The sequence below is a fragment of the Limimaricola hongkongensis DSM 17492 genome, assembly GCF_000600975.2.
GTDB lineage: Bacteria > Pseudomonadota > Alphaproteobacteria > Rhodobacterales > Rhodobacteraceae > Limimaricola > Limimaricola hongkongensis.
Genome location: NZ_KK088653.1, coordinates 794,733 through 806,628 on the forward strand (window position 1 = coordinate 794,733; position 11,896 = coordinate 806,628).

11 protein-coding genes are annotated in these 11,896 nt (G+C 68.5%); 8 read left to right on the plus strand and 3 right to left on the minus strand.

The window, feature by feature from the left end:
• Positions 1–104: 104 nt before the first annotated feature.
• Positions 105–887: a gamma-glutamyl-gamma-aminobutyrate hydrolase family protein gene (locus LOKHON_RS14220; protein ID WP_017927349.1), complete on the plus strand. Its 783-nt coding sequence runs from the start codon at positions 105–107 to the stop codon at positions 885–887.
• Between the two features lie 93 nt (positions 888–980).
• Entirely contained in the window at positions 981–2,306 is a 1,326-nt protein-coding gene (locus LOKHON_RS14225; RefSeq protein ID WP_017927350.1) for a cytochrome-c peroxidase, read from the plus strand.
• 19 nt (positions 2,307–2,325) lie between these two features.
• Here the strand turns inward: LOKHON_RS14225 and kynU are convergent, their stop codons facing one another.
• The gene (gene kynU / locus LOKHON_RS14230) at positions 2,326–3,519 is read right to left on the minus strand and encodes a kynureninase (RefSeq protein WP_017927351.1); all 1,194 of its coding nucleotides are present in this window, start codon (positions 3,517–3,519) and stop codon (positions 2,326–2,328) included.
• A 113-nt stretch (positions 3,520–3,632) separates the two neighbouring features.
• Between kynU and LOKHON_RS14235 the strand changes: the two genes are divergently transcribed.
• The 5 genes from LOKHON_RS14235 to LOKHON_RS14255 all read left to right on the plus strand — a co-directional run bounded on the left by LOKHON_RS14235 (position 3,633) and on the right by LOKHON_RS14255 (position 8,644).
• Positions 3,633–4,079 carry a methyltransferase family protein gene (locus LOKHON_RS14235; protein ID WP_017927352.1) on the plus strand — a complete coding sequence of 149 codons (447 nt, stop codon included), beginning with the start codon at positions 3,633–3,635 and terminating at the stop codon, positions 4,077–4,079.
• A gap of 103 nt (positions 4,080–4,182) precedes the next feature.
• A complete protein-coding gene (locus LOKHON_RS14240) occupies positions 4,183–5,754 on the plus strand; it encodes a Re/Si-specific NAD(P)(+) transhydrogenase subunit alpha (protein ID WP_026147335.1) in 1,572 nt (523 codons plus the stop codon).
• Between the two features lie 12 nt (positions 5,755–5,766).
• Positions 5,767–7,266: an NAD(P)(+) transhydrogenase (Re/Si-specific) subunit beta gene (locus LOKHON_RS14245; protein WP_017927354.1), complete on the plus strand. Its 1,500-nt coding sequence runs from the start codon at positions 5,767–5,769 to the stop codon at positions 7,264–7,266.
• A gap of 84 nt (positions 7,267–7,350) precedes the next feature.
• Positions 7,351–8,247 carry a DMT family transporter gene (locus LOKHON_RS14250; RefSeq protein WP_033315411.1) on the plus strand — a complete coding sequence of 299 codons (897 nt, stop codon included), beginning with the start codon at positions 7,351–7,353 and terminating at the stop codon, positions 8,245–8,247.
• 40 nt (positions 8,248–8,287) lie between these two features.
• Entirely contained in the window at positions 8,288–8,644 is a 357-nt protein-coding gene (locus LOKHON_RS14255) for a VOC family protein (RefSeq protein WP_017927356.1), read from the plus strand.
• Positions 8,645–8,696: 52 nt separating this feature from the next.
• Here LOKHON_RS14255 and LOKHON_RS14260 read toward each other — a convergent pair whose 3' ends face one another.
• Complete coding sequence (locus LOKHON_RS14260; RefSeq protein ID WP_017927357.1) at positions 8,697–9,245, minus strand: pseudouridine synthase; 549 nt, start codon at positions 9,243–9,245, stop codon at positions 8,697–8,699.
• 289 nt (positions 9,246–9,534) lie between these two features.
• Between LOKHON_RS14260 and LOKHON_RS14265 the strand changes: the two genes are divergently transcribed.
• Complete coding sequence (locus tag LOKHON_RS14265) at positions 9,535–10,704, plus strand: type III PLP-dependent enzyme (RefSeq protein ID WP_017927358.1); 1,170 nt, start codon at positions 9,535–9,537, stop codon at positions 10,702–10,704.
• Between the two features lie 52 nt (positions 10,705–10,756).
• Here the strand turns inward: LOKHON_RS14265 and LOKHON_RS14270 are convergent, their stop codons facing one another.
• The gene (locus LOKHON_RS14270; RefSeq protein ID WP_017927359.1) at positions 10,757–11,761 is read right to left on the minus strand and encodes an LLM class flavin-dependent oxidoreductase; all 1,005 of its coding nucleotides are present in this window, start codon (positions 11,759–11,761) and stop codon (positions 10,757–10,759) included.
• Between the last annotated feature and the right edge of the window lie 135 nt (positions 11,762–11,896).

The following is an 11,896-nucleotide window of genomic DNA, read 5'->3' on the forward strand; positions in this document are numbered from 1 at the left end:
CATCGAGGGGTACATGTGCGCGCGGCCCGGAGCTTCCGGGCCGCGCGGCGCTTTTCAGGAGGCTGCCGGCCCTATATCTGTAGAGAGCAGCAACCGGAGCGATCATGACCCGTCCCGTCATCGGCATCATCGGCAACAACCACGTCATCGACGGCCATTACGTCACCCATGGAGGCGGCGCGATGAACTCCTCGGCGGTGTCGCAGGTCTCGGGCGGCCTGCCGCTGGTGATTCCCGCCGACCCCAAACTCGTCTCGGTCGAGGAGCTTCTGGAGGCCTGCGACGGCTTCCTGCTCACCGGGGGGCGCCCGAATGTCCATCCCGACGAATACGGCGAAGCCGAGACCCCGGCGCATGGGGCGTTCGACCGGTCGCGCGATGCGATCACCCTGCCGCTGGTGCGTGCCTGCGTCGAGCGCGGCCAGCCCTTCATGGGCATCTGCCGCGGCTTTCAGGAGGTGAACGTGGCGATGGGCGGCACGCTCCACCCGGAGATCCGTGACCTGCCGGGGCGGACCAACCACCGGATGCCGCCCGATGGCACGCTCGAGGAGAAGTTCGCGCTGCGCCATGTCGTGACGCTCTCCGAGGATGGCCCGTTCCACCGGCTGTTCGGCGCGCGCGAGGTGATGACCAACACGCTGCACGGGCAGGGGGTCAAGACGCCGGGCCGCCGCATCGTGATCGATGGCCACGCTCCCGACGGCACGCCCGAGGCGCTCTATGTCAAGGACGCGCCGGGCTTCACCCTGTCGGTGCAGTGGCATCCCGAATGGAACGCGGGCGCCGACCCGGTGTCGCGACCGCTGTTCGAGGCCTTTGGCGAGGCCGCCCGGACATGGGCCGCCAAGTCGCAGCCGCTCGCGCAGGCGCGCCGCAGCGCCTGACCCCCTGCCGCCCGTCCTGCCCGCGCGGCGGGATGAAAGTTGCACTGCGCGCGGCGCTGCGGCACCTTTGCGGCCGAAAGCAGAGGGAGCGCCATGCGACAGATCGTGATCCGCCTTGCCGCGATGGCCGTCATCTGCTGGCCGGGCATCAGCCCGGCGCAAAACCTGCCCGCGCCGCTGGATGATGCGGCATGGCCGCCGGTCGATCCCGCCGAGGCGGCGCTGGGGCAATTGCTGTTCTACGACCCGATCCTGTCGGGCAACCGCGAGGTCGCCTGCGCGACCTGCCATCACCCGGCCTTCGGCACCTCCGACGGGCTGTCGCTGTCGCTTGGGGATGGCGGCCATGGGCTCGGGCCCGCGCGCAGGGTCGACCCCGGCAATCCGCCCGAACAGCGCGTCCCGCGCAACAGCCCGGCGCTGTGGAATGTCGGCGCGGTCGAATATGTCTCGATGTTCCATGACGGCCGGATCGAGCTGGACGCCTCCGCCCCGGGCGGCATGCGCACGCCGCTCGATGCCGACATGGTCGCGGGGTTTGCCTCCATGCTGTCGGCGCAGACCATGTTCCCGGTGCTCAGCCCCGACGAGATGGCGGGCCATTACAGCGAGAACGAGGTGGCGCAGGCGGTGCGGCAGGGGCGGCTGACCGGGCCGGGCGGCGCGTGGGATCTGATCGCGCGGCGCGTGGCGCAGGTCCCGGCCTATGCCGCGCGCTTCGAGGCGGTGCGCGGGCTTGCGCCCGGCGAGATCGGCTTTACCGACATCTCCGACGCCATCGCCGCCTTCATGACCTTCGAGTTTCGCTCCGACACCAGCCCGTTCGATGCGCGGTTGCGGCAGGGCACGCTCCTCTCCCCCGAGGCCGAGGCCGGGCTGGCGCTGTTTTACGGCGCGGCGGGCTGTTCGGACTGCCATTCCGGGCCGTTCCAGACCGATCACGGATTCCATGCCATGGGGGTGCCGCAGATCGGCCCCGGCAAGGCGGCGCGGTTCGAAAGCCACGCCCGCGACGAGGGACGGTTTCGCGTCACCGGGCGGGCCGAGGATCTTCACGCCTTTCGCACGCCGTCCTTGCGCAACGTGGCGCTGACCGCGCCATATGGCCATGCCGGCAGCCATGCGACGCTGCGCGGCTTCGTGGCCGACCACCTCGACCCGGCGGCGGGCTGGCAAAGCTATGACCGGACGCAGGCGGTGCTGCCCGAGATGCCGGTGGCGGACTGGCGCATCCTCGACGACCCGGCCCAGAGCGCCGCCATCGCGGCGGCGGTGACGCGGCCGTCTGTGGCGCTTTTCCCCGAGGAGATCGACGCGCTGGTGGCGTTTCTTGCCGCGCTGACCGACCCGGTGGCGCGCGACGGGCGGCTCGGGGTGCCGGACACGGTGCCCAGCGGGCTGCCGGTGCCGCAGCCCTGAGCCGCCCATGGCTCGCCGTTCAGGTCACGGCGGCGCGGGCGTGGAATTCGGGACGGTCCCAGCTTTTGTCGCGCAGGATCGCGGCGAGGACGTCGACCGCGCGGTCGATGTCGCCTTCGGAGAGATAGAGCGGCGTGATGCCGAAGCGCAGGATGTCGGGCGCGCGGAAATCGCCGATGACGCCCTGCGCGATCAGCGCCTGCATCACGGCATAGCCCTGCGGATGGCGGAACGAGACCTGGCTGCCGCGCTGCGCGTGTTCACGCGGCGTGGCCAGCTCCAGCTCGGGGCAGGCGGCCTCGACGCCCGCGATGAACCGGTCGCCCAGCGCCAATGACGCGGCGCGCAGGTCGGTCATGTCGACGCCGTCCCAGATGTCGAGCGCCGTCTCCAGCGCCGCCATCGCCAGAACGGGCGGCGTGCCGACCCGCATCCGCGCGATGGCGGGGCCGGGGCGGTAGCCCGGCTCGAAGGCGAAGGGATCGGCATGGCCGAGCCAGCCCGACAGCGCGGGCTGCACCTCGTCGATCAGCCGCGGCGCGACATGGATGAAGGCGGGCGCGCCGGGGCCGCCATTGAGAAACTTGTAGGTGCAGCCCACCGCGAAATCGGTGTCGGCGGCGGCCACGTCGACATCCACCGCTCCCGCAGAATGCGCGAGATCCCAGATCGCGAGCGCGCCCGCCGCATGGGCCTTTGCGATCAGCGCGGGCATGTCGTGGCGCCGACCGGTGCGGTAATCGACCTCGGTGATCATCGTCACGGCGACGTCTTCGTCGATCGCCGCCTCGACCTCCTCTGGCGCCACGACGCGCAGCTCATGGCCGCGCCCGAGCTGCTCGACCAGCCCCTGCGCCATGTAGAGATCCGAAGGGAAATTGCCGCTGTCGCTGAGGATCACCCGGCGCTCGGGGCGCAGCGCCAGTGCCGCGGCGAGCGCCTGGTGCACCTTGATCGACAGCGTGTCGCCGAGCACGGTGGTGCCCTCCGGCGCGCCGATCAGCCTGCCGATCCGGTCGCCGAGCCGCGCGGGCTGATCCATCCAGCCGGCCTTGTTCCAACCGGTGATCAGCATCTCGCCCCATTCGCCGCGCATCGCGCGCGCCATGCGTTCGGGGGCGGCGGCGGGCAGGGGGCCGAGCGAGTTGCCGTCGAGATAGGTGACGCCGTCGGGCAGGTCGAACATCGCCCTCGTGGCTTGGAAATCGGTCATCTCGGCGCTCCTCCTCGCGTTCCTCCGCGACGTTGTGGCAGCAAGGCTGTCCTTGCGCAACTGCGCGCGACGGGGGCGTGACAGCGCGGCGCGGGCGGGGCAGAGATGGGGACATGACCCGGATCGACCTGCCCCCCGTCTGGACCGCCCTCGGCCTTGCCGCCGCTTGGGTATTGTCGCGCATCGAGCCGGAATGGTTCGGTTTCGGGGACTGGCACGCGGTGCCGGGATGGGGCGCGGTCGCGGCGGGGCTCGGGCTGATGATCTGGGCCGTGATCGCGATGCTGGGTGCGCGTACCCAGGTCATGCCGCGCCGCGATGCGGCGGCGCTGGTGACGCAGGGCCCGTTCCGTTTTTCGCGCAACCCGATCTATCTGGGCGACCTTCTGTTGCTGGCGGGCGGCGCCGCGCTGTTCGACGCTCCCTCGGCGCTTCTGCTGGTGCCGGTGCTGGCCGCGATCCTGCAACGCCGCTTCATCCTGGGCGAGGAAGCGATGCTGCGCGCGCGTTTCGGAGCGGATTTCGAGCGATGGTCGAACCGGGTGCGGCGCTGGATTTGAGGCCCGTATAACCCAGCGGCAGCAAAGCTCCCTGCTGCCCTTGTGAAACATTCTTTCCCTCGATACTGATTTGCGGACGCAGAATGACCGGAGGGAACGTGGCGTGAGGATAGGGGCACCAAAGGAACTCCATGGGGGGGAAGCGCGGGTCGCGATGACCCCGACTTCGGCGAAGGATTTGCAGAAACTGGGCCATGACTGCCTGATCGAGGCGGGGGCCGGCCTGGCCGCGGGCTTTACCGACGCGGCCTATGAGGCGGCGGGCGTGACCGTCGTGCCGGATGCCGACACGCTGTGGCGCGAGGCGCAGATCGTCACCAAGGTGCGCCCGCCGCTGCCCGAGGAAAGCGCGCGGCTGCGCGACGGGCAAACGCTCATTTCGATGGTCTACCCTGGCCAGAACGCCGAGTTGCTGGACACCGCCAAGCAGGCGGGCGCGACCGTGGTCGCGATGGACATGGTGCCGCGCATTTCGCGCGCCCAGAAGATGGACGCGCTGTCGTCGATGGCCAATATCGCGGGCTACCGCGCGGTGATCGAGGCGGGTTCCAATTTCGGCCGCTTCTTCACCGGGCAGGTGACCGCCGCCGGCAAGGTGCCGCCCGCCCGCGTGCTGGTGATCGGCGCGGGTGTCGCCGGTCTCGCCGCGATCGGCACCGCGACCTCGCTGGGGGCCGTGACGCTCGCGTTCGACGTGCGTCCCGAGGTGGCCGAGCAGATCGAGAGCATGGGCGCGGAGTTCGTCTTTCTCGATTTCGAGGACAGCCAGGACAGTTCCGCCACCGGCGGCTATGCCGCCCCTTCCAGCCCCGAATTTCGCGAAAAGCAGCTCGCCAAGTTCCGCGAACTGGCGCCCGACATCGACATCGTCATTTCCACCGCGCTGATCCCGGGCCGCGACGCGCCCGTGCTGTGGACAGCTGACATGGTCGAGGCGATGAAGCCCGGCTCGGTGATCGTCGATCTCGCCGCCGAGCGGGGCGGCAATTGCGAGCTGACGGTGCCCGAGGAGAAGATCGTCACCGACAACGGCGTCACCATCGTCGGCTATACCGATTTCCCGAGCCGCATGGCGACGCAGTCCTCGACGCTCTACGCCACCAATATCCGCCACATGCTGGCCGATCTGACGCCTGCCAAGGACGGCGTGATCGATCACGACATGGAGGACGACGTGATCCGCGGCGCCACGGCGACGCATGGCGGTGAGATCACCTTCCCGCCGCCCAAGCCCAAGACCGCCGCCATCGCCGCCGCCCCCAAGAAGGAGAAGGCGCGCGAGCTGACGGTCGAGGAAAAGCGCGGACAGGAGATCGCCGCCTTCAAGAAGCAGACCAAGGATCAGGTTGGTCTTCTGGCGGCGGGTGCTTTGGTGATGCTGCTGATCGGTGCGGTGGCGCCAGCAAGTTTCATGAGCCATTTCATCGTCTTCGCGCTGGCCTGCTTCGTCGGCTTCCAGGTGATCTGGGGCGTGAGCCACAGCCTGCACACGCCCTTGATGGCGGTGACCAACGCGATCTCTGGCATCGTGATCCTGGGCGCGCTGTTGCAGATCGGCTCGGGCAACTGGCTCGTCGTGTTCCTGTCCTTCATCGCGGTGCTGATCGCTTCGATCAACGTCGTCGGCGGTTTTCTGGTCACGCGCCGGATGCTCGCCATGTTCCGCAAGTCGTAAGGGGGCCGGATCATGAGCATCGGCATCGTTTCGGCCGCCTATATCGTCGCGGCCATTCTCTTCATCCTGTCGCTCGGGGGCCTGTCGAACCAGGAAAGCGCCAAGCGCGCGGTCTGGTACGGCATCGCGGGCATGGCGGTGGCGGTCTTCGTCACCGTGTTCGGCCCCGGCGTGCACAATCTCTTTCTCATCCTGATCGCCATCGCGGCGGGCGGCTTTGCCGGCTATGTCGTCGCGGGCCGGGTGCAGATGACCGAAATGCCGCAGCTGGTCGCGGCGCTGCACAGCTTCGTGGGCCTCGCCGCGGTGTTCATCGGTCTCAACGCCGACATCATGCTGCACGACATCAACGGCGTGCTGGCGGCCAACGGCCTTGATCGCGCGGGACTGGCGCTGCTGGACCCGACCGAGCTGTCCGTGGCGGGCGGCGGATTTTTCGGCGAACTGACCGGTTTCGGCAAGAAGCTCGCGCTCAAGGATGCGACCGAGATCGGCATTCTCAAGGTCGAGGTGTTCTTGGGCATCTTCATCGGCGCGGTGACCTTCACCGGTTCGGTCGTGGCCTTCGGCAAGCTTGCCGGCAAGGTGGATGGCAAGCCCAAGAAGCTGCCGGGCGGCCACATGCTCAACGCCGCGGCGTTGGCGCTGTGTCTCGCGCTGGGTCTTCTCTACCTGACCGGGTCGGGCATCTGGACCATGGTGCTGGTGACGCTGATCGCGGGCTTCATCGGCTGGCACCTGATCATGGGCATCGGCGGCGCCGACATGCCGGTGGTGGTGTCGATGCTGAACTCCTATTCGGGCTGGGCCGCCGCGGCGATCGGCTTCACGCTGGGCAACGACCTTCTGATCGTGACCGGCGCGCTGGTCGGCTCCTCGGGTGCGATCCTGTCCTACATCATGTGCAAGGCGATGAACCGCAAGTTCGTGAGCGTGATCTTGGGCGGCTTCGGCGGCAGTTCGGGCCCGGCGATGGAGGTCGAAGGCGAGCAGGTGGCGATCGACGCCGACGGCGTGGCGCAGGCGCTCGACGATGCCGACAGCGTGGTGATCATCCCCGGCTACGGCATGGCGGTGGCGCAGGCGCAGCAATCGGTGTCCGAGCTGACCCGGCGGCTGCGCGCGCAGGGCAAGTCCGTGCGTTTCGCGATCCACCCGGTGGCGGGGCGTCTGCCCGGCCACATGAACGTGCTTCTGGCCGAGGCGCGGGTGCCGTATGACATCGTGCTGGAGATGGACGAGATCAACGACGACTTCCCCGAAACGGATGTCGCCATCGTCATCGGGTCGAACGACATCGTGAACCCGGCGGCGCAGGACGACCCGAATTCACCCATCGCCGGGATGCCGGTGCTCGAGGTGTGGAAGGCCAAGCAGGTCTTCGTGTCCAAACGCGGGCAGGGCACCGGCTATTCGGGCATCGAGAACCCGCTGTTCTTCAAGGACAACACGCGGATGTTCTACGGCGACGCCAAGAAGTCGCTCGACGATCTGCTCGCCAAGATCGCCTGATCGCGCCGACAGTTCCGAAAGGCCCCGCCCGTGTGCGGGGCCTTTTGCGTTGCGGGACCGTGATCCATGGGCGAGGGTCGCGGCATGACGTCCCGCACCCCCCTGACCGGCATCGGGCTGAGGCTTCTGGCCGCGTGTCTCATCACCGCGATGTCGGCGATGGTGGCGGTGGCGACGCGCGAGGTCGGGCTGGGGCAGATCGTGTTCTGGCGTTCTGCCGTCGCGCTGGTCCCGATCTGCGCCTACATGGCGCTGTGCCGCGAATTTCCCGCCGCGATCGCCACGCGCCGCCCCGGCCTGCACCTGACGCGCAGCCTGTTCGGGGCGCTGTCGATGGCGTTGTCCTTCCTGTCGCTCGCCTACCTGCCGGTCGCGAACGCGCAGGCTCTGGGCTATCTCGCCCCGGTGCTGACGCTGCCGCTGGCGGCATGGCTATTGGGAGAGCGGATCGGCCCCGCCGTCTGGGGTGCCGCGGCGCTGGGCTTCGCGGGCGTGGCGCTGATGCTCGGCGCCGCGCTGGAGGCACCGGGGCAGGGGGCGTTGATCGGTGTCGCGGCGGGGCTTGGCTATGCCATCACGATGGCCTTCGTGCGGGTGCATATCAAATCGATGACGACAAGCGAGCGGCCCGCGACCATCGCCTTCTGGTTCGCTGCCGTCTCGGCTCTCGCGGGGCTGGCGACGCTGCCTTTCGGCTGGAACGCCCCCTCTGGCGAGATGATGATCTGGCTGATCGGCGCGGGGCTTACCGGCGGTCTTGCGCATGTCGCGGCGACCGAGGCGGTGGCGCGCGCGCCGGTCGCGGTGCTGGCGCCGTTCGACTTCACCGGGCTGGTCTGGGCGCTTGGCTTCGACGCGGTGCTGTTCGGGGTGATGCCGGACGAGCTTGGCCTCGCGGGGGTGGCGGCGATCACGGGGGCGGCGCTTATGGTGACCTTCGCCACGTGGCGGCCGGGCCCGCGCGGGGCGCCGTCGCGCTGAGAATGTGCTAGGATTCTTGTGACAGCGAAAGGGTCACGAGATGGAAAAGGCGACCGGCATCGGCGGCATGTTCTTTCGGGCGCGCGATCCCGAAGCGCTGGCGAAATGGTATCTCGATCACCTGGGGATCGAGGGCCCCGGCCCGTCGATCTGGCGGCAGGAAGCGGGGCCGACGGTATTGATGCCGTTCGACCGCGACACCGACTACTTCGGCCGCCCCGAACAGCAATGGATGATCAATTTCCGCGTCGCCGATCTCGACGCGATGGTGGCGCAGCTCACGGCGGCGGGCATCGCGGTGGAGCGCCGTGACGAATGGGACAGCGCGGTCGGCCGCTTCGCGCGCATCCACGATCCCGAGGGCAACCCGATCGAGCTGTGGCAGCCCGCCGGGTGATCCCCTTTCACCATTCTCCAAATACGCAGATCCGACGCCAGCCGTACGCGGTTCAGACGACGATCTCGCGCCATTCCCCCGGTGCCAGCCCGTCGAGCGCCCAGTCGCCGATGCGCCAGCGCACCAGCCTGAGCGTGGGAAACCCGGCGGCGGCGGTCATCCGGCGCACCTGCCTGTTTCGCCCCTCGCGGATCGAGATTTCGATCCACGCGTCGGGCACCGATTTGCGAAACCGCACCGGCGGGTCGCGCTCCCAAAGCTCGGGCGCATCGATCAGCCGGGCACGGGCGGGTTTGGTCGGCCCATCCTTGAGCGTGAGCCCTTGGCGCAACGGCTCCAGCTCGGCCTCGGTCGGCGCGCCTTCGACCTGCACGAGATAGGTCTTTTCCATCTTGTGCCTAGGATCGGCGATCCGCGCCTGCAGCCGCCCGTCATCGGTGAGCAGCATCAGCCCTTCGCTGTCGCGATCGAGACGCCCCGCGGGATAGACGCCGGGCCGGTCGATGAAGTCCGACAGCGTGGCGCGCGGCGAGGGGCTTTTCGCATCGGTGAACTGCGACAACACGTTCATCGGCTTGTTGAACAGGACAAGACGCGGCATGGGGGTCCTCTGGGATTGCGATGAACCCCTATAGAACAAGGGGGATCGGGGTGCAAAACGCGGGCGGGAAAAAATCTCGATTTATCGGAGATTTCCTCTTGATCCGACTCGGACTTTGCCCCAAATGCCCCCTCAAGACGCCAACGCACGCGCCTCTGGCCACGCCTGGACGCACGCCTCTTCCGAGGGGCCTACGCACAGACCCAGCACGCGTTTATGCAGCGACGGTAACGTCTCCCTTGGAACCGCCGGCCCTCTCCGGGCCCCCGTCAGTCTATCGGAGATGCACATGACTGCATATTTTGCGGGCGCCAGCGCCCCCTCTTTCGCCGTCGATTCCCGTCTGGAGGCCTATGCCGCCACCGCCGAGTTCGACCGGCCGACGCTGGTGATCGACGTGGACCGGGTCGAGACGCAGTTCGAGGCGCTTCGCGCCGGTCTCGGTCGCGCCGACATCCATTATGCCGTGAAGGCCAACCCGCATCCCGCGATCATCGAGCGTCTCGTGCAGCTCGGTTCGCATTTCGACGCCGCTTCGCGCGCCGAGATCGAGCTGTGCCTGTCCCAGGGCGCGCGGCCCGAGCATGTCTCCTTCGGCAACACCATCAAGCGCGTCTCCGACATCGCCTTTGCGCACAACGCGGGCATCCGCATGTTCGCGGTCGATGCCGAGGAGGAGCTGGAGAAGATCGCCGAGCACGCGCCGGGCGCGCAGGTCTATGTCCGGCTGATCGTCGAGACCTCGACCGCCGACTGGCCGCTCACCCGCAAGTTCGGCTGCGACCGCGACATGGCGCTCAAGCTGCTGGATCGCGCGACCGAGCTGGGGCTGGAGCCGCTGGGCTTTTCGTTCCATGTCGGCTCGCAGACGCGGCACGCCGAAATGTGGGCGCCGGTGCTCGACGAGCTGTCGCGCATCTGGGCGGCGGCCAAGGCGGCCGGTCACGACCTCGAGCTTCTGAACATCGGCGGCGGTTTCCCGGCCTTCTACGGCGAGGAAATCCAGGCGCCCACCGACTACGCCGCCGCCGTCATGGAGCTGGTCGAGGACCGTTTCCCGGGCGCGCGTCGCGTCATGGCCGAGCCGGGCCGCGGCATGGTCGCCGAGGCCGGTGTCATCGCCTGCGAGGTGATGCTCACCTCGCGCAAGTCCGAGCGCGACATGCACCGCTGGGTGTACCTGTCGATCGGCCGCTTTTCGGGGCTGGCCGAGACCGAGGGCGAGGCGATCCGCTACCAGTTCGTGACCCCGCATGACGGCGAGACCACCGGCCCGTGCATTCTTGCCGGTCCGTCCTGCGACAGCGCCGACGTGCTCTATGAAAAGCGCCCGATGAACCTGCCGCTCAGCCTCAAATCGGGCGACCGGGTGCTGATCCGCAACACCGGGGCCTATACCTCGACCTATTCCTCGGTCTGCTTCAACGGCTTCCCGCCGCTGGACGTCGTGGTCATCTGATCGTTTCCGGGCGGCCCGTCGCCGCCCGGATCGAAAACGCGCCCGCCTTGGTTCAGGCCAGGGCGGGCGTTTTCATGTCCGACAGCACCTCCGCGCCGATCTCGAAGCTGCGCTTGCGCGCCTGTGCATCGTACATCATGCCGGTAAGCATCAGCTCGTCGGGCTGGTAGCGGTCGATCAGCTCGCGCAGCTGGCGGCGTACCGTATCGGGGCCGCCCGTGGCCGAGACCGACATCGCCGCTTCGGCGCCCGCGATGGCGCTGGCGGGCACGTGGTCGGCGACGTTCTCGACGGGGCGCGACAGGCGGCCCGGCGTGCCGGTGCGCAGCCGCGCAAAGGACAGGATCTGCGAGGAGCGGTGATACTGCGCCTCTGCGTCTGTGTCGGCGGCGTGCAGCCCGGCGGCCATCATGAAATGGGGCTTGTCCAACCGTTCCGACGGGCGGAACCCGTCGCGATAGGCCTTGATCGCAGGTTCCAGCATCTGCGGCGCGAAATGCGAGGCAAAGGCGTAGGGCAGGCCCAGATAGGCCGCAAGCTGCGCGCCGAAGGTCGAAGAGCCCAGAATCCAGACCGGCAGATGGGATCCCATGCCGGGCACGGCGCGCACCGGGCCACGGCCCTCGTCATCGTCGAGATAGCCGATCAGCTCCACCACGTCCTGCGGAAAGGCGTCCGCCGATTGATTGTAGCGGCGCAGCGCCTGTGCCGTGGCACCGTCGGTGCCGGGCGCGCGTCCGAGCCCGAGGTCGATGCGCCCCGGATGCAGCGCGTCAAGCGTGCCGAATTGCTCGGCCACGACCAGCGGCGCGTGGTTGGGCAACATGATGCCGCCCGCGCCGACGCGGATGGTGCGCGTCGCCTGCGCGACATGGCCGATCGCCACGGCGGTCGCGGCCGAGGCGATGCCGGGCATGCTGTGATGCTCGGCCAGCCAGTAGCGGTGATAGCCCAGATCTTCGGCGTGCCGCGCGAGATCGGTGGCATGGGCGAGCGCCTGCGCGGGTGTTTCGTCTTCGGTCACCGGGGCGAGGTCGAGTAGGGAGTAGTTCTGCATGTCGGGCTCCTGGCGTTCGACCCCCGATATGGGGCGTGGGTGCAAAGACGAAAACCGCCCCGCCCGCACAGCCCCGTCGCGGTATGCGAACTCATGCGCCAACATGGTGTCATCGTGGAATTTTCGGGTGTTTAC

Excerpts from the sequence above, each read along its gene's own strand:
- LOKHON_RS14235 (WP_017927352.1), top strand. The coding sequence starts at position 3,633 with ATGACCCGGATCGACCTGCCCCCCGTCTGGACCGCCCTCGGCCTTGCC.
- LOKHON_RS14220 (WP_017927349.1), top strand. The coding sequence starts at position 105 with ATGACCCGTCCCGTCATCGGCATCATCGGCAACAACCACGTCATCGAC.
- LOKHON_RS14270 (WP_017927359.1), bottom strand. The coding sequence starts at position 11,761 with ATGCAGAACTACTCCCTACTCGACCTCGCCCCGGTGACCGAAGACGAA.
- LOKHON_RS14225 (WP_017927350.1), top strand. The coding sequence starts at position 981 with ATGCGACAGATCGTGATCCGCCTTGCCGCGATGGCCGTCATCTGCTGG.
- LOKHON_RS14245 (WP_017927354.1), top strand. The coding sequence starts at position 5,767 with ATGAGCATCGGCATCGTTTCGGCCGCCTATATCGTCGCGGCCATTCTC.
- LOKHON_RS14265 (WP_017927358.1), top strand. The coding sequence starts at position 9,535 with ATGACTGCATATTTTGCGGGCGCCAGCGCCCCCTCTTTCGCCGTCGAT.
- kynU (WP_017927351.1), bottom strand. The coding sequence starts at position 3,519 with ATGACCGATTTCCAAGCCACGAGGGCGATGTTCGACCTGCCCGACGGC.
- LOKHON_RS14255 (WP_017927356.1), top strand. The coding sequence starts at position 8,288 with ATGGAAAAGGCGACCGGCATCGGCGGCATGTTCTTTCGGGCGCGCGAT.
- LOKHON_RS14250 (WP_033315411.1), top strand. The coding sequence starts at position 7,351 with ATGACGTCCCGCACCCCCCTGACCGGCATCGGGCTGAGGCTTCTGGCC.
- LOKHON_RS14260 (WP_017927357.1), bottom strand. The coding sequence starts at position 9,245 with ATGCCGCGTCTTGTCCTGTTCAACAAGCCGATGAACGTGTTGTCGCAG.